Source organism: Streptomyces venetus (genome assembly GCF_039540295.1).
Classification (GTDB): Bacteria; Actinomycetota; Actinomycetes; order Streptomycetales; family Streptomycetaceae; genus Streptomyces; species Streptomyces venetus.
Genome location: NZ_BAABET010000017.1, coordinates 36,775 through 55,978, shown reverse-complemented (window position 1 = coordinate 55,978; position 19,204 = coordinate 36,775). Strand labels below are relative to the sequence as shown.

General features: G+C 68.4%; 16 protein-coding genes and 2 pseudogenes. 12 read left to right on the top strand and 6 right to left on the bottom strand.

Translation table 11 applies throughout. The features are described from left to right. The first annotated feature begins 118 nt into the window (after positions 1 to 118). The gene (locus ABEA82_RS37400) at positions 119 to 670 is read left to right on the top strand and encodes a hypothetical protein (RefSeq protein WP_345666221.1); all 552 of its coding nucleotides are present in this window, start codon (positions 119 to 121) and stop codon (positions 668 to 670) included. Then, entirely contained in the window at positions 657 to 1,442 is a 786-nt protein-coding gene (locus ABEA82_RS37395) for a 3'-5' exonuclease (protein WP_345666220.1), read from the top strand. Before ABEA82_RS37400 ends, ABEA82_RS37395 begins: the two co-directional genes overlap by 14 nt. 59 nt (positions 1,443 to 1,501) lie before the next feature. Here the strand turns inward: ABEA82_RS37395 and ABEA82_RS37390 are convergent, their stop codons facing one another. Next, positions 1,502 to 1,729, bottom strand: coding sequence for a hypothetical protein (locus tag ABEA82_RS37390; RefSeq protein ID WP_345666219.1), 228 nt, complete (start codon positions 1,727 to 1,729; stop codon positions 1,502 to 1,504). Positions 1,730 to 2,758: 1,029 nt separating this feature from the next. Here ABEA82_RS37390 and ABEA82_RS37385 point away from each other — a divergent pair. Together ABEA82_RS37385 and ABEA82_RS37380 are read left to right on the top strand one after the other, a co-directional pair. Beyond that, on the top strand, positions 2,759 to 3,394 hold the full coding sequence (locus tag ABEA82_RS37385) for an RNA polymerase sigma factor (protein ID WP_345666218.1): 636 nt from the start codon (positions 2,759 to 2,761) through the stop codon (positions 3,392 to 3,394). 230 nt (positions 3,395 to 3,624) lie between these two features. Then, a complete protein-coding gene (locus ABEA82_RS37380; RefSeq protein ID WP_345666224.1) occupies positions 3,625 to 3,816 on the top strand; it encodes a helix-turn-helix domain-containing protein in 192 nt (63 codons plus the stop codon). A 266-nt stretch (positions 3,817 to 4,082) separates the two neighbouring features. Here ABEA82_RS37380 and ABEA82_RS37375 read toward each other — a convergent pair whose 3' ends face one another. The 3 genes and pseudogenes from ABEA82_RS37375 to ABEA82_RS37365 form a co-directional block, all read right to left on the bottom strand. Further along, the gene (locus ABEA82_RS37375; RefSeq protein WP_345666217.1) at positions 4,083 to 5,903 is read right to left on the bottom strand and encodes an SIR2 family protein; all 1,821 of its coding nucleotides are present in this window, start codon (positions 5,901 to 5,903) and stop codon (positions 4,083 to 4,085) included. Between the two features lie 422 nt (positions 5,904 to 6,325). Continuing rightward, the gene (locus tag ABEA82_RS37370) at positions 6,326 to 6,832 is read right to left on the bottom strand and encodes a DUF6624 domain-containing protein (RefSeq protein WP_345666216.1); all 507 of its coding nucleotides are present in this window, start codon (positions 6,830 to 6,832) and stop codon (positions 6,326 to 6,328) included. Positions 6,833 to 6,952: 120 nt separating this feature from the next. Further along, positions 6,953 to 7,372, bottom strand: a pseudogene (locus tag ABEA82_RS37365) (transposase); the annotation flags it as partial. A gap of 48 nt (positions 7,373 to 7,420) precedes the next feature. Here ABEA82_RS37365 and ABEA82_RS37360 point away from each other — a divergent pair. Together ABEA82_RS37360 and ABEA82_RS37355 are read left to right on the top strand one after the other, a co-directional pair. Then, entirely contained in the window at positions 7,421 to 7,738 is a 318-nt protein-coding gene (locus tag ABEA82_RS37360; protein ID WP_345666215.1) for a hypothetical protein, read from the top strand. Between the two features lie 785 nt (positions 7,739 to 8,523). Next, a complete protein-coding gene (locus ABEA82_RS37355; RefSeq protein ID WP_345666214.1) occupies positions 8,524 to 8,871 on the top strand; it encodes a DUF6233 domain-containing protein in 348 nt (115 codons plus the stop codon). A 69-nt stretch (positions 8,872 to 8,940) separates the two neighbouring features. On the opposite strand, the gene ABEA82_RS37350 is transcribed toward ABEA82_RS37355, so the two are convergent. Continuing rightward, positions 8,941 to 9,789, bottom strand: a complete 849-nt coding sequence (locus tag ABEA82_RS37350; RefSeq protein WP_345666213.1) for an ATP-dependent DNA ligase — start codon at positions 9,787 to 9,789, stop codon at positions 8,941 to 8,943. On the opposite strand from ABEA82_RS37350, the gene ABEA82_RS37345 reads away from it, so the two are divergent. The 4 genes and pseudogenes from ABEA82_RS37345 (at position 9,761) to ABEA82_RS37330 (ending at position 14,031) form a co-directional block, all read left to right on the top strand. Beyond that, complete coding sequence (locus ABEA82_RS37345) at positions 9,761 to 10,402, top strand: nucleotidyltransferase domain-containing protein (protein ID WP_345666212.1); 642 nt, start codon at positions 9,761 to 9,763, stop codon at positions 10,400 to 10,402. The two genes, ABEA82_RS37350 and ABEA82_RS37345, sit on opposite strands and share 29 nt — an antisense overlap. A gap of 157 nt (positions 10,403 to 10,559) precedes the next feature. Further along, positions 10,560 to 10,721, top strand: a complete 162-nt coding sequence (locus ABEA82_RS37340) for a hypothetical protein (protein ID WP_345666225.1) — start codon at positions 10,560 to 10,562, stop codon at positions 10,719 to 10,721. 2 nt (positions 10,722 to 10,723) lie between these two features. Then, positions 10,724 to 13,525: pseudogene (locus tag ABEA82_RS37335) on the top strand (Tn3 family transposase); the annotation flags it as partial. Beyond that, positions 13,522 to 14,031, top strand: coding sequence for a hypothetical protein (locus ABEA82_RS37330; RefSeq protein WP_345666211.1), 510 nt, complete (start codon positions 13,522 to 13,524; stop codon positions 14,029 to 14,031). The pseudogene ABEA82_RS37335 and the gene ABEA82_RS37330, both read left to right, overlap by 4 nt. 60 nt (positions 14,032 to 14,091) lie before the next feature. Here the strand turns inward: ABEA82_RS37330 and ABEA82_RS37325 are convergent, their stop codons facing one another. Then, positions 14,092 to 14,268, bottom strand: a complete 177-nt coding sequence (locus tag ABEA82_RS37325) for a hypothetical protein (RefSeq protein WP_345666210.1) — start codon at positions 14,266 to 14,268, stop codon at positions 14,092 to 14,094. A 129-nt stretch (positions 14,269 to 14,397) separates the two neighbouring features. Here ABEA82_RS37325 and ABEA82_RS37320 point away from each other — a divergent pair, with 129 nt between their 5' ends. After that, positions 14,398 to 14,781: a CU044_2847 family protein gene (locus tag ABEA82_RS37320; protein WP_345666209.1), complete on the top strand. Its 384-nt coding sequence runs from the start codon at positions 14,398 to 14,400 to the stop codon at positions 14,779 to 14,781. Next, positions 14,778 to 19,130 carry an nSTAND1 domain-containing NTPase gene (locus ABEA82_RS37315; protein ID WP_345666208.1) on the top strand — a complete coding sequence of 1,451 codons (4,353 nt, stop codon included), beginning with the start codon at positions 14,778 to 14,780 and terminating at the stop codon, positions 19,128 to 19,130. The genes ABEA82_RS37320 and ABEA82_RS37315 overlap by 4 nt, the downstream gene beginning before the upstream one ends. Positions 19,131 to 19,204: the final 74 nt, after the last annotated feature.

Here is a 19,204-nt window from a genome sequence, read left to right as displayed (position 1 = left end):
CTGAGGCCGCGAAGGCGCCTCCGGCACCACCCGCTGGAACAACTCCCACAATTCGTCCGGCACCAGCCGCTCAACAATCGCCACCACGACCGATAGCCTACCGAGGCAACCAAATGAGATGACGTCTAAGTGCGGGGCAGACCTCGGCCCCTCCCGCGTACGCGGCGAGGGGCCCTGGAACCAGGACTGGCGCAGAAGGCTGAGCAGCAACCAGCAGTTCGTGCCGCGCGGCGAGTTGGAAGGCGACGTCCTGACCCCGTGCGGACACATCGTAGAACTGCAGTACGGGCCCCTGTCTCGCCTCAACATCGAATTCCGTGAGCGGGTCTACGGCACGATGGTCTGGCTCTTCTACGCCTGCGACGCCCACCGCAATGGTCGGCTGCGCCTCCGCATGACCCACGGGCGACCGCACGTTAACTTCGCCTGGAGCAGGCCCCGCGAGACCCTCGACGCCTGCCGCCGTCCGGTCCACCTCGACCTCGGGGAATCCAACCAGGCCGACGGCCTGCACCTGGTCCTGCGGATCAACCGGTGCCATCCGAAACAGCCCGGCCGCCTTTCGGGCAGCGGTGTCCTCTACACCGCGGAGGCCTTCCACAACTGGATGGCGCACGGCCTTCCCCTCACCCCCTTCATCCACGAGGCCCCCGACCATGCCGTCGCCTGACCTCCCACTCCAGCTGAGCCATTTCTTCACACGCACCGTCGACACCAGAGCCGTCCACTTCGTACGGCCCGGCGATACCGACCGGCCAACCTGGGCGGTCTACGAAGGCACCCGCTACCTGGATACCGTCCACGCCCAGTTCGACACCGGCCGCCACTGGCACGTGCAGTCGCTCCGGGAACAGCATCCACGCCTGGACGACGCCATCCGCGCGATGCGCCGGCCCGCCTCCTGGCGGGCAGAGCACGAACGCGTCCGACGGTGGGCCCGCAGCATCCTCACCGATCCCCACCTGGTCGTACTCGACGTGCAGACCACCACGCTCACCGATCCATGGGCCGTGCAGATCAGCCTGACAGACCGCCACGGCAACGTACTCTTCAACGAACACCTCAACCCCCTCGCCGACATCGCTCCCGCAGCAACAGCGCTACACGGCATTACCCCGCAGCAAGCTGCGACCGCACCGCCCTTCGCCGTGTTCGTTTCGCGCCTCGCTCAGCTCCTGCACCACCGCCGCTGCCTCACCTACAACGCGGCCTTCGACCGCGCCGTCCTGGAACGCGAGCTGCACCGGTACTTCCGCAGTACAGCGCGAGCCCACGCCTGGCTGGGGCAGTGCACGCTGGTGGACGCTATGCAGCCCTACGCCGCATGGAAGGGCCTGTGGTCAGCCCACCACCACTCCTACCGCTACCAACCCCTGGGCAGCAGCTACGAGGCCGTCACCAACTGCCGACTCCTACTGACCAAACTTGAGCAGGTCAGGTGACAGGCAGCCAGCCGATCTTCCGAAGCACCACGAAGGAGGCTCATGACGAGGTGCCGTTTTCACGGAACAGGCATCTCCTGGACGTCGACGTCCGCGCGGATGCGGTGAGGGCGGGCCGGGTGCCGCCACCGTCCGGCACTGTCGCGGGCGACGTCGACGTCGACTTCCATCACGACACCCGGCTGCACCAGGACGGCCTCGAGGGTGCGCTGCGTGCCCCAGCCTGCCGAGAACGTCCAGCCCGTCCACGGATGCGGGCCGCGCGGCGGGGCCAGCTTGTCGGCCACAGCGCGACCGGCGGCCCCCACCCGGGTGGTGCTCGGCCGACGTATCATAGGCGGCCCGCCGGGTCGTAGCGGCCCAGCAACAGTGTGCGGGGCGCGGTAAGCGACCCGGTGACCGGCCGATCACGGCTTCCTGCCACGAGGCAGGGGGGCACCGGGCGTCCGCTGCGCTCCCGCCCTCGCTGCGCGGCCCCTACGCACCCCACGCGTGCTGCGGGGCCGCCGTCCCGTGTGTGCCGACTGCGGCCCCCGGTTCACCGACGCACGGTGGAAGGCCATCGAGCCCGCTGGGTGGGACGCCCCACGGGAGACCCACCCGCCCCCTGTGCGACGACTGCAAGCGGCGCGCCATCACCGCCGAGCGGCAAGCCGAGCAGGCCGAGCACGGGCATCAGGAGTACGACCAGGCCGTGCCCGAGCAAGAGGGGCGAGGGCGGTTGGCTCTCGCGCTTCCGTACCGGGACCGGGTGGCGTGCTCGGGTGGGTGAAGCCTCCGCACCATCCAGGCCGCGCTCGCCGCGCGGGTGGGCGACGGTGCCGGCGGACCGGACGACACGGGATGTCGGCCAGCCCGGCGTGCGATTGGCGCTGCTACCTGGACCTGCACCAGCCTCTCGACTCGTGACGCCAGGCTTAGATCCCCGAGCCCTGGGGTGATACGGATCAGGGTCAGGCCGTTGGCCAGTTCGGCGGAGTCTTTCACGCGGTCGGCAACGGCCCGGAGGCCCGGATGTGATCGGTTCGGTCACGGGGCCATACCCCAATCCAGAAAATCTTGGCGATCGGAGGCAGCGCTTTGGGCTGCCCGTTCGACTCTGTGATGTGAACACTCTCGTAGAGCACGGGACGAGCTTGCTGGGACCTGTCCTTGCGCAGTCCAGGCTGTGGGTGGCGTTGTGTCTGCTCCCTGCTCTTGCGGGCGCCGCCGCGTTCCTGGCGGAATGGCAGCGCAGAGCCACCCTCATCACGTTGGTACGCCACGCTCCCGGCGGCACGGTGGTGGTTCAGGAGCGGGGGCGAGGGGGGCCTGCCATGCAGGTGCATGTCGGAGCGCCATCAGAGACGGATCAGGGGGAAACCGGTGTGACGCAACAAGGCCAGGAGAAGGGGCAACTGGTCGCCGCTCTATGGGAGCGGGAGGCGAAGGGATTGGCCAGCTACGCCATGGTGCGGACCGGCGGAGACAAGGCCGCGGCTGAGGACCTCGTGCAGCAGACGTTCATGGCCGCCGTTATTCAATGGGACGAGTCACTCGCCGGCCTGGACGCGGAGGAGCGCCGCAACTGGCTGCGTAGTGTGTGCCGACGGAGGTGGATCGACGGCATTCGACGGGAGACGCTCGGGGACCGGCTGCAGTCTGATGTGGAACGGCTGTACGACCGCGTCAGCCCCGACCCGGCCCACACGGTCATTGCCCGGGAGGATCTGGACCGGTGCTGGCAGGTGTTCCGACAACTCCCATCCAGGCGCAGGGAGGTCGCCCTGCTGTACTTCATCGAGCAACAGTCCGTGCTGCGCATCGCGGAGATCCTTGGCATCCAGGCATCGGGAGTGCGTAAACACGTGGCCAAGGCCCGGCAAGCGCTGCGCGAGGCCGTCGGCGGGCTCCTGGACGTGGAACCAGTCGAGACGAGCACCTTGCGAGAGGGAGAGGGGGAGCAGGAATGACGGACAACGAGCAGAGCCGCGCCATCGACACCGACCTCCTGATCGGGAACATCCTGCACCAGACCGAAGCCGTGGTGGACATTGATGAGGAGAGCCTGGAGCAGCGCAAGAACCAGCTGCTCGCGTGGATGGCAGAGTCAACGCCACCGGTCCCGCAACCCGGCAAGAGCCAGGAGAGGGAAGTCCGACGGCCGCAAAGCGAGGGTGCTCAGGAGCGCCCGCTCAACGACGTGGCCTTCCTGACCGTTGCCGAAGTGGCCTCCGTCATGCGGGTCTCCAAGATGACGGTTTACCGCTTGGTCCATTCCGGTCACCTCCCCGCGATCCGTGTCGGGCGGTCGTTCCGGGTTCCCGAGCAGGCACTCCACGAGTACCTGTACGGGAGCTACAGGGGGATCATCGAGTCCACCGACCGCCAGTGACCCTCACTTTCCGGGCGAATCCTCGCCCCGGAAAGCTGGTTCTCGACGGACACAGTCCTGCGTGGCCGACATCAGCCGTCGTGGTCGGCCTGGACGAGCTGGCCGGGCGTTTGAAGGCGGCATGTCAGGACGGCGAGCCGCTGACTCTGCTCAGGTCGGCCCCCGCCGACTTCGGCTGACCGACGACAGCGGGGCAGGGAAGGACAACCTGCCCGGCCCGCTGCTGGAACAGGGGCACGCCCCCCACACGACCTCGAAGCCCGGGCTCACCACCTTCTGCCGTGCCGGCTCCTCCACTCAGTGAGCGCGGAGAGGGCCTTCTCAGCGCGGGAGAGCTGTCCTCCAAAGGCGCCGGCGCGCAGGAGCGGCCACGCCTCGGTGAGTTCCTCCGTGATGACGCTGGCGAGGCCGTTGTGGTCGTCGCCCCAGGTGGAGTCGAGGAAGAATTCTCCGGCCCAGGGAGAAGCGCGGAAGTCGTCGCCGGCGTCCATGGCGATCATGGAGGTGAGGAACTCGAAGCGGGCGCATGCTTCCTGGTAGGCGGTGTCGCTGGGCTCGACGAGCTGGAAGGGCTCGCGCAGCGTGTTCTTCAGCCAGTTGCTCTGCGGGTAGATGTACTTGTTCCCGCCTGCGGCGGGGTGCATGTCGTGGAGGCCGCCGGTGTCGAGGACCCGCAGGGGGTTAAGGGTCCACGCCGGCCCCAGGCGGGGGTGTCCCGAATGGGGGACAGCCCACTCCGGGTGATACAGGGTGGTGGCGAGCAGTTCCTCGCGGTGGCTGAGGACGGCGGCGATGCCGATCGTCCAGGTGGCCAGCAGAGCAGGAACGTGGCGCAGTTTCTCCAGGGCGTCGTTGTAGGCGCCCGGGGTAATGTCGCGCAGGCGGACGAGGCGCTCCACGGCGCGCCGCCATACGTGGTCGTGGACGCCTCCGTCGTGGAAGACGCCGTTGGCCAGCAGGTGCAGCAGGGTGTCGCTGTCGGCCCGGTATGTGCGGAGGTTGGATCCGAAGGTGTCGGCCCAGGCGCCGGGCGGGGAGGCCACGGGTTTGTACTCGGCCGTGGCGCGGTCGGTGATCTGGGTGACGGCCTGGTCGACGAGGTCGAACAGCTCGATGCGACGCAGGGGGTCGGGCAGGGCGCGCTTGAGCTGCACCACTGCGACGTCCCGGGTGATGGGCGCAGTGTTCAGGCGGTCCAGGGCTTCGATGCGGCTCACGAGAACGGTGAACAGTTCGTCCGCACTCTTGCCGTCGACCACTACCGCGCCGTGCTGCGCGGTCAGGCCTCGGGCGGCGTCGCTGAACCGGCCGTACTGCGACCAGAAGAGCGGGTACCGGCGCGACCGGGTCCCCTGGACGGCGCGGACGAGTGCCTTGTCCCAGTCCGCGGACCAGCCGCACACGATCAGCCCGTACTCGTCCAGGACCCGCTCTAGGAGCTCCTGGGGGTAGGTCTCCAGCTCGTCGACCGTGTTGCGCTGCTCTAGGTCGGCGTGGTCCCCGTGCAACTTGATCACGGTGACCTGGCTGTGCGCGAGCGGCTTCATACCCTTGATCTGCTCCGGACGGCTCACCACCTGCGGCGAGATCCCGACCTCCTGCAGCGCCCGCTCGGTCAGCCGGTCGAAGTTGGTGGTGAGGATGACCCGGATGCTGCCGCGCTTGACCAGTTGGGCGATGGCCCGGTGCGCAGCGGTAGGGCCCTTGCTGTCCTCTTGGCCGACCTCGGGTTCGAAGTACTCCGCGAGCATCGCCTGGCGGGAGGCCGGCATCGGGGCTGCGGCTGCCAGCAGCGCCGAGTAGCCAAGAGGCTCGCTGGTGTTGGCCTCCCACCACTTCTCTGGGTCGGCTGCGGCTTCGGCGCGGGCATCGGGGTTGTCGGGGTCGCGGACGGCGGCGACCTTCCCGACGATGTCCTGCACGACCCCCCAGCCGGTCTTCACGCCCGAGGCGATCGAGATGCCCGCACCCAGCAGCAGCGCGTACACGCCCGGGCTGGAGTGCACGTTCAACGCCATGGCCATCGCAGGCTCGATCAGCCCCCCGGCCGGGATGGCGACCGTGCCGACCGCGCTCTCGCTCTCCATGTGTGCCCCTCCCGAGGACGGCTCGCCCGGCGAGCAAAGTCCCGCCGTGAGAGGCAGCATACCGCGTTAATCGTCAAATTGACGAGAACAAGGCGGGTTGCCATATCGTTCGCACGCCGCCGCACTCACCGACACCGCGCCGCTCAGTCCTGACCGGCACACGCCGGTCGGGACTGGTTGTCGGCGTACAAGTGGACTGCGCGGGCAGCCAGTGCCGCACCGAGCCGGGCTCGCACCCCGGCTGCCGCGAGGTCCAGTCAGCGTTTCGTCAGTGCGAGGATGGTGCCGAACACGGTCACGGGGACCGTGATCACGGTGGCTGCCGTTCCCAGGGGGACGGCTAGGGCCTGTCCGGCGGATCATTGCCCGCGCGGCAGGTGAGCCCGGGCAGTGATCCACCGGACGCGACCGGGAAGGGGGCGTCAGGCCATGGAGAACTGGGCGACGTACTCGTCGAAGGGCTCGATGCCGACTTCCGCACGGAGTTCGTCCATGCGCTCGGGCTCTTCACAGGGCCACGGAACCGGCGCCCCGTCCTTCACGCCAGCAATCTGAGTGCCGTAGACCTGCTTGCGGCCCTCATTGACCAGCGTGCGGTCGCGGAGAAAGGCCAGCTCGCGCGGGCTGGCCGAGCCTGCCGACACCGCCTGCTGCATCAACTGGAGGGCACGACGCTGAACGTCGAGCTGCCGGTCGGCGTGCTGAGCGATCAGCCATGCCGCGCGTGCGGCCTCCACACCGACCAGTTCCGCCGTCGGCCAGCCGTACTCGTCCATGATCTCGTTGAGCCGGTCACCGTGCCGGGCGGTCAGCCGCCGCCAGGCCAGCTGCTCGGCGGGGTCGTCGCTGTTGGCGCGGACTGCTAACTGGTGATCGGCCGCAGCCATATCCGTGAGTTCCGCTGTCAGTGCGGCAACGTCGTGCGCCACTCTCAACTCCCAGGTCAGATCCGTGCTTTGCGTCCGCCCGCAAGCCTAGAGGTGCAAATCGGATGTAAAGATCATTCCGAAGAACGGTGACAGGCGCCTCGCCGCACCGGGATAATGGATCTACCCCCGGAGCCAGAGCCGGATCGCTGCGACGGTCACGGTGCCCTGGAAGACGTAGACACGCTTGTCGAACCTCGTGGCAACGGCCCGAAAGTTCTTGAGGGCGTTGATCGTGCGCTCGACTTCGTTTCTGCGCTTGTAGATCGTCTTGTCAAAGCCAGTGGGCCGTCCGCCCTTGCTGCCGCGGCGTTGGCGGTTGGCCCGCTGGTTCTTCGGCTCGCGGATGGTGTGCTTGATCTGCCGTCTGCGCAGGTATCGGCGGTTACGCCGTGAGGAATAGGCCTTGTCGCCGCCGAGGTGGTCAGGCCGGGTGCGGGGGCGTCCGCCGCTGAGCCGGCCGACGCGGATGCGTTCCATGACGGGGATGAGCTGCGGGGCGTCGCCCCACTGGCCTGGGGTGATCAGCAAGGCCAGAACGCGATCTATGACGACTCCGGAAGAGCCTGTGGTTCGTACAGCTCCGGGTCCGTGTACAACTCATCCGGCTCGAAAGTCGGCTCGGTAGATGACTCCGGGCGGGTCTACGACGCGTGGGGGAACAGCAAGGGGAGGGTGAACGAGTACGGCACGGTCTGGAACGACTCGGGGAATGAAGTCGGCTTGGTAAGCGTGGACGGTAAGAAGGTCATGTCTCAGGGCGGCGTAATCCCACTCGGGAGGCATTCGGAGGAGGACACCTACTACAACCCGTACGAGCCGTACCTGATACGGGACGGTCACCGGGCAGGAGCGGGCCTCCTACTGCTTCTCGGCGCTGCCGAGAAGGCACGAAGCTGGTGGCGTTGATCAAGAGAGGCCCAGAGGCCCAGAGGGTCAGGCTGACGGTTCACTCGCCCGCTGCGACGCCGCACTACGCCCGTCGCTCCAGCGCGCTCCTTGCGAGAAAGGTGTACGCCCCGGAGAGCCAGCCGGTGAGGATGGCGTACGGGGCCGGGGCGCGGGTCGGGGAGTTCATCCAAGAGCAAAGGGGTAGCTGAGCGCCGTACGGACAGTGCGGACGCGCTGCGCTCCGCCCCTTGAGCTGGGCGCTGAAGCGGCGGGAGATCTGCACGGCGTGTTTGCGCAGGCGGCCGCCGAGGCGTACCGGGCGGTCGTGTCAGCCGTGTGCCGCTACGCGACCACGATCAGGCGTTGTAGCCCTTCTGGCGAATGCCCGGCCCCCAGGAGGAGGCCGCCTCGGCGAAGCAGTCTCGGCACAACGGGTTGCCCCCGGACCCGTACTTCTTGCACGGGTCGGTGCACCTCGCGCAGCGGCCCCCTCATCCGTGTCCCACTTCGTGGCGGGGTAGTCCCGTCCCGCAGTTCCACAGCGGTGCTCATCGGGTTCCGCTCTACGTGGCGATTCGTCGAACAGAATAGAACGCTGCGGAAATGTCAGCTGTGTCGCGCTGGGCACTTGCGGTGGGTCGTCATCGCGATGGAGGCCCAGCCTTCGCGGACTGACCACGCCATTGCCTGCTCTTTCTCGGGGTTGCGCATGTGGGGCCGTGCCCCGGCGGCGCGACGTCGCCACCACCCTTGGGGCAGCCTCGATCGGGACGCCGCGCTTGCACGGCTCTAGAATCGAACATGTGAACGATCAACCGTCTCGTCTCGATCTGCTGTACTTCGCGCGCCGCGTCGTGGTCCACCAGGCGACAGCGGCGCTGAACCAGCTCGACCGGTGGATCGCCGACGAGGAACGGCGTGAGGCCGAACGGTGCCAGGGCGAGGAACGGCGGCCGCCGCCCCCGGACTGGCTCCTCGAACTGGGTCTCAACCGGAATGCACCGCCGGTGCAGGTGCACGCGCGTAACTGTTGGAACAGCGGGAAGCGAGCCCGAGGCATCGGCCGGGGCGAAGCGCTGCGGGCGCTCGCTGACGGAGTCAGGGCATGCAGCGCCTGTCGGCCGGACTCCGAGCTCGGGTTTCTCGACTAGGGAGTGACTCCCCGAGCTTTGACCTGCACACCGCCGCTGAGGAACGCAGGGCCGCCGCGGGCGCGGACATCAGCCGGTGGTACCCGTCCAGCGAGGGGTGTCGGCGGGAGCGAGATCAAGGCGGGGCCGGTGCCATCTGGCGGGGTGCCGCCAGCGCCCAGCGCTGTCTCGGGTGACGTCGACGCCGACCTCGACGACAAGCTCCGGCTGCACGAGAGTGACGTGCAGGGTCTCGTGGCTGCCCCATACGGCGGAGAACGTCCAGCCGGTCCAGGGGTGGCCTGGGTCGGCCGGGGTGAGCAGCTCGCCGAGGGATCGGCCGGCGGCCTGAGGCAGCGTGGTGCTGCGGCCGGTGTAGTGGAGGTGACCGGCGACGTCGTACCGCCCCAGCAGCAGCGTGCGGGGCATGGCTCTGGAGCCGGTGACCGCGCCGACGACGGCCTCCTCGGTTTCGCGGATCTTGTACTTGAGCCACCCGCGCACGGGCTCGTATCGGCTGTCCAGCCGCTTGAAGACGACTCCCTCCAGACCGGCCACGGGGAAGTGCGTCAGCCACTCGTGCACGGTGTCCGGGTCGGTGGTCGACGGGCACAGTGCCCACGGGGCGGTCAGCTGGTGCTCGGCGAACAGGGCCGCCAGCGCCTCCCGTCGCTGGCGGTAGGTCCACCTGGTCGTGTCGGTGCCTTCCAGCCGCAGCAGATCGAACGCGGAAGCGCGCCGGTTCGCAGAATCTCGGCCCTGCGTAGAGGGAAACTCGCGTGTTGGCCAGTGATCTCGGCGGTATCGCGGACGGGTTAGAACATGCACCGTGTCCGGCTCCGGGTGCCGCTGGCCTGCTTCATCGATCTTGGCCTGGGGCTCCCTTGGAGACCGCTGATAGATTCCTGCGGTGAGCGAGCAACTACCCAGCGGCGGCATCGAACTGTCACCCGGCGAGATCGACGCCCTCCACCTCAGGTGGTCGTCTTGCTGGGCCCCGAGTGAGGTTGCGCAGCAGTTGGCCGGGATCGGCACGCCCTGGTACGTGGCCGCGGGCTGGGCGCTGGACCTCTTCCGTGGCAGGCAAACGCGCGCTCACGGGGACATCGAGATCGCGATTCAGGCCGCGAGCTTTCCCGAGGTCCGCCACCGCTTCCCCGGATACGTCTTCGACGCGGTAGGCAGTGGCCGGATTTGGGAGGAAGCCACACCGGAGGTGCTGGCCGCCGTACATCAGACTTGGCTCCGCGATCCGGCCACCGGCAACTACCTGCTCGACGTGTTCCGCGAACCGCACGACGGCGACACCTGGATCTGCCGACGCGATGAGGGGATCCGGCTTCCCTACAGCGACATCATCCACCACACCCGAGACGGCATCCCGTATCTGGCGCCCGAACTGGTCCTGCTGTTCAAGGCCAAGCACGCCCGTCGCAAAGATCAATCAGACTTCAACGCGACCGTCCCACACATGTCCCCGGCTCAGCGCGAGACCCTGGCCGAGCTACTCGACCGCGTACACCCAGGGCATCCCTGGATTGCGGATCTGTAGCTGGCTACTGGGGGTATCGGCCCTGGTGTCCTATCCCTGACCCACGGTGCAAAGTAGCTGCGGCTGATCTCCGCCCTCCCTGATCTCCGCCCTCCCGTTGCTTCGTGCCCCGCCTGTTCGTTAGGCCGAACGAGTAATCGGCGGAGGGTAAGGGTTCATGCGCCGAGAGTGGTCACCCGAGGACGTGGTGGCGTGCTGGACGCCGGTGGGGAGCGACTGGGACCTGGTCGCGAACAAGTCCGGGCCGACCCGGCTTGGCTTCGTGCTCATGCTGAAGTACTTCGAGCTGGAGGGCCGGTTCCCCCACCGGCCGCGGTAGATTACGTCGCAGATGTGGTCAAGGTGCCGGGCGGGGACCTGGCGAAGTACGACCTGTCGTCCCGGTCCGCGAAGGGGCACCGTACGCAGATCCGCGAGGCCCTCGGATTCCGCCCGGCGACCCGCGCCGATGAGGAACGGCTGACCGGCTGGCTTGCCGATGAGGTCTGCCCCGTCGAGCTGGTCGAGGACCGGCTACGCGAGGCCCTGCTCGTGCAGTGCCGCAGCGACCGCATCGAGCCCCCAGGCCGCATCGAGCGGATCGTGGCCGCCGCGCGGGCGCGGGCGGACCGCGCCTTCTGCGCGCGTACCGTCGCCCGCCTGGGTGACGTGTGCGCCCGGCGCCTGCTGGAGCTGGTGGCGGAGGGCAATGAGGACGGCACCGCGCTGTTGGCCGCGCTGAAGCGGGACCCGGGCGCGGTGGGCCTGGAGTCGCTCCTGACGGAGATCACCAAACTGACCGCCGTTCGGCAGCTCGGTCTGCCGGAGGGGCTGTTCGCGGACTGCTCGGAGAAGCTGGTGGCCGCGTGGCGGGCGCGGGCGATCAAGATGTACCCCTCGGACTTCCGCGACGCGGGCGAGGACGTACGGACGACGCTGCTGGCCGCGCTGTGCGCCTCCCGTCAGGGCGAGATCACCGACGCCCTGGTGGAACTGCTGGTCGCCTTGGTTCACAAGATCAACGCCCGTGCCGAGCGGCGGGTGGAGAAGCAGCTCACCACGGAGCTGAAGAAGGTCCGCGGCAAGGAGAGCATCCTCTTCAGGTTGGCGACAGCCGCCGTCGACAAGCCCGACGAGGTCGTACGCCGGGCCCTGTTCCCGGTGGTCGGGGAGAGGACACTGCGCGAGCTGGTGGCCGAGGCGAAGGCGAACGAGAAGGTCTTCAAGGCCAAGGTCCGCACCACGCTGCGCTCCTCCTACAGCTCGTACTACCGGCAGATGCTGCCGCCGCTGCTGAACACGCTGGGTTTCCAGTGCAACAACACCGCCTACCGGCCGGTAATGGACGCGGTCGCACTGCTGGCCAGGTACGCCGCCGTCGACGGCAAGACCCGCTTCTACGACGTCGGCGACGTGGTGCCGATGGACGGCGTCGTGCGCAAGGACTGGCGGGAGGCGGTCGTCGACGACAAGGGGCGCGTCGAGCGCATCCCGTACGAGCTGTGCGTCCTGGTGGCACTGCGGGACGCGATCCGCCGCCGGGAGATTCATATCGAGGGCGCCAGGCGGTGGGGCGACCCGGAGGACGACCTGCCCGGCGACTTCGAGTCGGCCCGCACCGTGCACTACGCCGCGATCCGCCGGCCCGAGGACCCCAAGGAGTTCATCACCGGGTTGAAGCAGCGGATGACGGACGGCCTGGACCGGCTGTCGGCCGCGCTCGCGGACGGCTCGGCTGGCGGGGTGAAGGTCACCACCCGCAAGGGCGAGCCGTGGATCACCGTGCCCAAGCTGGAGCCGCTGGGCGAGCCCACGGGCCTGGCGGCCCTCAAGGACGAGGTCGTACGACGGTGGGGCGTCCTCGACCTCCTGGACGTGCTGAAGAACGCAGACTTCCTCACCGGCTTCACCGACGAGTTCACCTCGGTCGCCGCCTACGAGCGCATCGACCGCGCGATCCTCCAGCGGCGTCTGCTGCTTGCGCTGTTCGCCCTGGGCACCAACATGGGCATCCGGGCGATCGTGGCGACCGGCGAGCACGGCGAGACCGAAGCCGCCCTGCGCCACGTGCGCCGGCACTTCATCACCGTCGACAACCTCCGCGCCGCCGTCACCCGACTCGTGAACGGCACCTTCGCGGCCCGGGACGCCGCCTGGTGGGGGCAGGGCACCGCGTGCGCGTCGGACTCGAAGAAGTTCGGGTCCTGGTCCAGCAACTTCATGACCGAGTACCACGCCCGCTACGGCGGCAACGACGTGATGATCTACTGGCACGTCGAGAAGAAGAACGTCTGCATCTACTCCCAGCTGAAGTCCTGTTCGTCGTCCGAGGTCGCGGCGATGATCGAGGGCCTGCTGCGCCACTGCACGGACGCCGAGATCGAGGCCAACTACGTCGACACCCACGGCGCCTCGGTGGTCGGGTTCGCCTTCACCGAGCTGCTGAACTTCCGGCTGCTGCCCCGGCTGAAGAACATCGGCAGCATCCGCCTGTACCGCCCGGACTACACCCCGCCCGGCTGGCCGGCGCTCGGCACCTCGCTGACCCGGCCGATCCGCTGGGAACTGATTGAGCAGCAGTACGACCAGATGGTCAAGTACGCGACCGCGCTCCGCCTGGGGACGGCGGAGGCGGAGCAGGTGCTGCGGCGCTTCACCCGCGGCGGACCCAAGCACCCCACCTACGCCGCCCTCGAAGAACTCCGCCGCGCAGTTCGCACAGTCTTCGCCTGCGACTACCTCGCCTGCCCCGGCCTGCGCCGCGAGATCCACGGCGGGCTCCAGGTCGTGGAGAACTGGAACAGCGCGAACACCGTGCTGCACTACGGCAAGGACGGCGCCCTGACCGGCCCGGACAAGGAGCACGCCGAGACATCGATGCTCGCCCTGCACCTGCTCCAGTCCAGCCTCGTGCACGTCAACACCCTGCTGCTCCAGCAGGTCCTGGCCGAACCGAAATGGGCGAAGAAGCTCACCGCCGAGGACCGGCGCGGCCTGACCGCGCTGTTCTGGTCGAACATCAACCCGTACGGTACTTTCCGGCTCGACATGGACAAGCGGCTCGACCTCGCGCTGACCGCCGAGTTGCCCCGTCCCTGCACCCCGGTGTACCCCGCCCGGACCGTCGCAGAGGCAGCCCGATGAACGCGTACCGAACCGCCGCGCCGCACCGGCCGGCCGCGGACTACGACCGAAGGTTCGACGGGCAGCCCGTCGTCCACTGCCCGGACTGCCACTGGGCCCAGGCATTGGACAAGCGCCTGCACCAGGGGCCCTGGGCCCTGATCTACTGGCACAGAGACCACCCGGCCAACGCCGTCGACCACCTCGCAGAGCTGCCGGACCGCCTGGCCATCCCCTCGTACGTGCAGTGGGGGTGGCAGGCCCACTGGCTGGCCATCGAGGACACGCGGACCGAGGAGGGGTTCCTGCTGTTCGGCCGGGAAGACTTGGAGATCTTCCACTCCGTCTCGGCCCACGGCAGCCTGGACCAGGCGGTGGTCGCGAACGCCCATCGACGGTCCGTCTTCCCGTCCGCGGCCCGCGCCGAAATTGAAGCCGCCGCCTCCGACCTATTCCGCACAGGGCTGCTCCGCCCGGCACCCGGTCTGGGTCCCGCCAAGGTGCCCCCAAAAGCCGCCACGGGATGATCTTGGTGGATCAGAGTGCAGCTCGGCGAGGTCGTGCTCGTCGTCCTGTACCGCCCAGGGTTAGCCGAGGCTGGTGCCTGTCTCTGGAACCTTTCGGCCGTTGTTCCTGAGGTTGGCGAAGGGCAGCGCGCCTCCGTGGAGTCCTTTGAACTCGTCGATCAGGTCCTGCTCAGCCTCACCCGCGTCGTCTTCGGTCATCGGCTGCCAGGCAACGAGCAGCGCGTCCGAGTCGGCCATCTGCCAGATGTAGCGGCCGCCCCAGTGGCCGGCCAGGAGACCGGGGAAATGTTCACGCTGCGGGGCCAGCGGGGTAGGTGGGCAGGGGGAACGCCCGCGGTGGGACGGGCAAGCTCCGAAGGGGGAGGCATGGCGTATCTCGTGGAGTTGCCGGTCGCTGTGGTGGGCGGACCGCCAGAGGTTGTGAAGGTCCAGATCGAGCAGGCCGGAGACGGTCTGGTCCAGGTTGCCCGGCCGGGACAGGTCGTGGCACGGGCCACGAGGTCTCTGGGCGACATGCTGGCTGGGGTTCGGCCAGTGGCGCAGAACTTTGTGGAGGGCTTTCGCGGCATGGTGGACGCGCCCGACGAGATCGGCGTCGAGTTCGGAGTGTCCCTTTCCGCCGAGGCGGATGTGGTGATCTCCAGCACGGCGGCCCAGGCCAACTTCAAGGTCACGCTTACCTGGCACAGATCGTCGGCCGATGCCCCTGATTCCACCGCATCCTTGCCGCCCTCGGAACCTGCGCAGTGACGCCGTTAACCCCCGGTACCGCGGAGGGAATCGGGCCGAAAGCCCTCGACGCGGCGGTACTGCGGATCCGCAACGCACAGGGCGAGCCTGTGGGCCTGGGGTTCCTCGTGACCACCGAACTGGCCCTCACCTGCGCCCATGTGGTCTCCGCAGGGCTCGGCACCCCGAAGGATGTCGTGCCTGCCGCATCCGCGCGGCTCCACGTCGACCTGCCATTACTGTCCGCGTCCGGACAGAGCGGGCAAGGCGTTACGGCCAGCGTGGAACACTGGGTACCGGCGCAGCCGTCCGGCACTGGCGACGTCGCCGTACTGCGGCTGAGCGCTCCACTGCCCGGCGGCCGCCCCATCCGGCTGGCCGAGACGCAGGACGTATGGGGACACCCGGCGCGGGCCTTCGGCTTCCCCGCCGGGCGGGCTGGAGGGGTGTGGCACTCCGGCGTACTGCGGGCGCGACAGGCCAACGGATGGGTGCAGGCCGACCTGACTGGGAACGGCTACCGCGTCTCCAGGGGCTTCAGCGGCAGTCCCGTGTGGGATGAGAAGCTCGTCGGCGTGGTCGGCATGGTGGCGGTGGCCGAGGCTGGCGAGCCCCCCGTGAGCTATCTGATCCCCACCGACGATCTGCTGGGAGCCTGGCCCGAGCTGCGCAGCCTGGCCCTGCCTCCGTCGCCGTTCCGCGGCCTGTCGGCGTACCGGGAGGCCGATGCCGCGGTCTTCCATGGCAGGCGGACCGAGTCTGACCAACTCATGGGGATGCTGCTGCGCGCACAGTGGACCACTGTCGTCGGCCCGTCCGGCGCGGGCAAGTCGTCGCTGGCCATGGCCGGGGTGCTGCCGCGGCTACGAGCGGCTGACACCTCGGCGGTCGCCATGCGGCCGGCCTCTGGCGGCAGCCCACGGTCCGCCTTCGCCGCCGCACTGCTGCCGCTGCTGGAACCCGAGCTGTCCGAGACGCAGTGGCTGGAGCGGATCCCCGCCCTGGCCGGTGTGCTGGCCGCAGGCAACGGGCTGGCCGATGTCGTGCCTCGACTACTCGACCGGTGCCGAAGCCGACAACTGCTTATTGTGGTCGACCAGTTCGAGGAACTGCTGGCGCACGCGCCGGCGGCCGTCGATGAGCTGGTCGACATCCTGTTCGACGACACACTGCCGCCTACGGTCAGGGTACTGACCACACTCCGGGCAGACTTCCTTGAGGCGGCCCTCGCGCATCCACGCCTCGGGCACGTCCTCAGCCAGCAGGTTTACGCCCTCGGACCGATGAGCCCCGAGCAACTCCGCGAAATCATCACGGTACCGATCGATGGCATTCCCGGCGTGTCCTACGAACCCCACCTTGTCGACCGCATTCTGGCGGACACCGGCAGCGAGGCCGGCGCCCTGGCTCTTCTCGGTTTCACCCTCGATCTGCTGTGGCAGCGGCAGAGCGGCGGCCTCCTTACGCACCAGGCGTACGAGGAACTCGGCTGTGTCACCGGCGCATTGGGGGCCCATGCCGACCAGGTCTGGGCGGAATACGTCCCGGCAGCGGACGAAGCGGCGGCCCGACGGCTGTTCACCCAGCTCATGCGGGTGCCGATCGGGGCAGCGGCGGCGACACTGCGCACCGTGCCCTGCTCGGAGCTCGGCGCGGACGAATGGCGTGTCGCACAGCGGCTCGCCGCCACCCGGCTGCTCGTCACCGGCCGCAGCGCCGAAGGCGCCGAGACCGTGGAGCTTGCCCACGAGGCGCTGATCAACGGCTGGAGCCGACTACGCGACTGGGCTGAGGAGGATCGCTCGTTCCTGGCCTGGCGGGAGACACTGCGGCACGACATGGACCGCTGGGAGCGCGGCAAGCACGCCACCGAGCTCCTGCCGACCGACCTCGCATTGGCGGGCGCCCAGCGGTGGCTGCGCGAGCGCGGCACCGACCTGAGCGAGGGCGAGCACGACTACCTGGAGCGAGGGCGGCGCCACCGCCGCTCGCAGACCCGCAAACGGCGGGCGTCCTTGTCCGCTCTGGGGATCCTCCTCACACTGGCGCTGGTCCTCGCAGGGCTCTATCTGTACGCGAGCGGGCAGAGCCAGCAACGCGAGGCGGTCGCCGACTCCCGCGCGCTGTCCCAGGCGGCACAGAACGAGGAGCCATACGACCCGGCGCAGTCGGTGCTCCTGGCCATCGCCGCGTACCAGGCTTCCCCAACACAGGAAGCGCGCAACGAACTGCTGCGGAAGTACATGACGTACAAGGCCTCGGCCCGCCTGCTGTCCGGAGTGCCGGGAGACATCGAGTGGGTGGTGGCGAGCCAAGACGGCAACGTACTGGTGGCCCAGTCGTCACTGGGTGGGCTCATGGTCTTCGTGCACGCGGCTAAGGGCGCAGTACGCAGCGAAATGGTGGCCGAGCACGTGAAGATGGACGACGTCATGGTGTCCGGGGACGGGCGTCGGGCCGGTTTTGTCACGCCCGACGGGACCGTCTCATGGTTCGCCGTGAGGGCGGATGCGGAGCGGATCGCCGGTCCGGTACACAAGCTGCCCAAAGTGCGAGGGATGGGGCGGCGATCGGCCGGCGGCAGCTCTAGGGTCACGTTCAGGGGTGCGATCGCGTTCTCGGCGGACGGACGAATGATCGCCACCAGGGTGATAGACGACACCTCCAAGGCCGAGGGGCGTCTGGTGTGGTGGAACCTGGACGACGGCACCGTCGTCGGCACGGTGCCCGCGCCACAGGCTACGGAGCCCACCGTGTGGTTCGGCCCGGACAACCGTTCCCTCCTGGTGAATGCGTACTACAAGGATCCCAGGGACGACCACGGGTCGCGGTGGCGCCTCGTAGCCGTCGACATGGCCACGGGGGAGAGCCGGACCGTGGTGAAAGACGCGGACGCCCCCCTCCTGGTCTCCGGCGACCGGACAGCAGCCGTGGCTTGCCACCACCAGAGCGGCCGGTCCGACTACACCCTTCATCGTGTCGTCGACGGCATCCGGCAGGGGCGCCCGTACCACGACGATGATGCCTTCAGCTGCGACGCGGTGGCCGTCGACGGGAAGGGTCACCGCATCGCCCTCAGCCGCACCAGCTACGAGGACGGCACCACCCTATGCTTGGTGGACCTCGACCGGGGCGCCCTGACCACCCGGGCCCAGGTGCAGAGAGGGGCCGACCTGCACCTCAAGACTCTGGTGTCGATCAACGGAAAGCTGCATGCCGTGAGCTACGGAGATGCACGCGTCGCGTACACCGAATTCTCCCCCCACGCCGGGATACTCGACGTCGGAGAGCAGGTGCTCACCGGCGATGGAAGCAAGACGATCACCGTCCTGTCGGACGGTTCCCGGCTGCAACTGCGGTCCGTATCCGACGACCGGCTGCTCGCCGAGGTCCGGCGCCCAAAGCCGTACTGGAACGGAGGAAACAGCCCGGTCAGGCTCAGCCACGACGGCAAGACCTTCGCCAGCCGTCAAGGGAGGAACACCGTCTCCGTTCGCGAGGCCTCCACCCTCCGTGAGACGGCGCGGATATCCACCGCCAAGCCGCCCAACGTGAACCCGAATGACACCGAGAACACGGGCTTCGACTACTTCTTCGACCGGACCGAACACCTGGTGACCATCTCGGGCACCCGGGTCCAGCAGTGGGACCCCGATACCGGCGTCCAGCGCGCGCACTTCGACGCCAAAGTTTTCCACCCCAAGACCAGCGGCGGTGTACCCAAGCTGGCCGTCAGCAGCTACCCGGAGGCGAACCAGGTGGCCGTGCTCGTGGTAGGCGATCCCGTCATCCGCATCGTCGACCTGACCACAGGCCGTACGACCTCGACGATCAAGACAACCGACGACGCCCAGCACATCCAATTCGATGACAGTGGCCGCTACTTCGCCCTGGCGCGAGATGCCTACGCCTTGGAACTGTGGCGGCGTGACCCGCCGCGCAAGGAGATGGGTCCGCTGCGCAGTGTCGCCGAGGAGTCCAGAAGACCAATGTCGCCACGCCACCTCATCGGCGGCGAAGGCCGCTTCCTCGACGGTGAAGGCCGCTTCCTGATGGCCTCCAACAGCACTGTGCAGACTTACGACATCGTCGAGCACCGCTACCTCGACTCCTACGACCTCGGCCGCCTGCTCGACAGCACAACGGGAAAACCGTCCACAGTGACGTACTCGTTCCCCGACGTCTCGAAGGACGGCAAGACCGTGCTCTATGCCGATGAGCACGGCGTCGGCGGCCCGCTCGCCCTCGACCCCGTCAAGTGGCGGCGCGAGCTGTGCCGCACCATCGCCTACCGCACTTTCACCGCCGACGAGCAAGACCGCCTCCCAGCGCGAGTGTCGGCGCATTCGGTCTGCCCCGGTCCGAGCTAGCCTCACGCGCTTGTTTCACGCCGAAGGTGCCACGAAGTGACTCACGATGATCGACTTCTCTCCTGAGGGCAGCT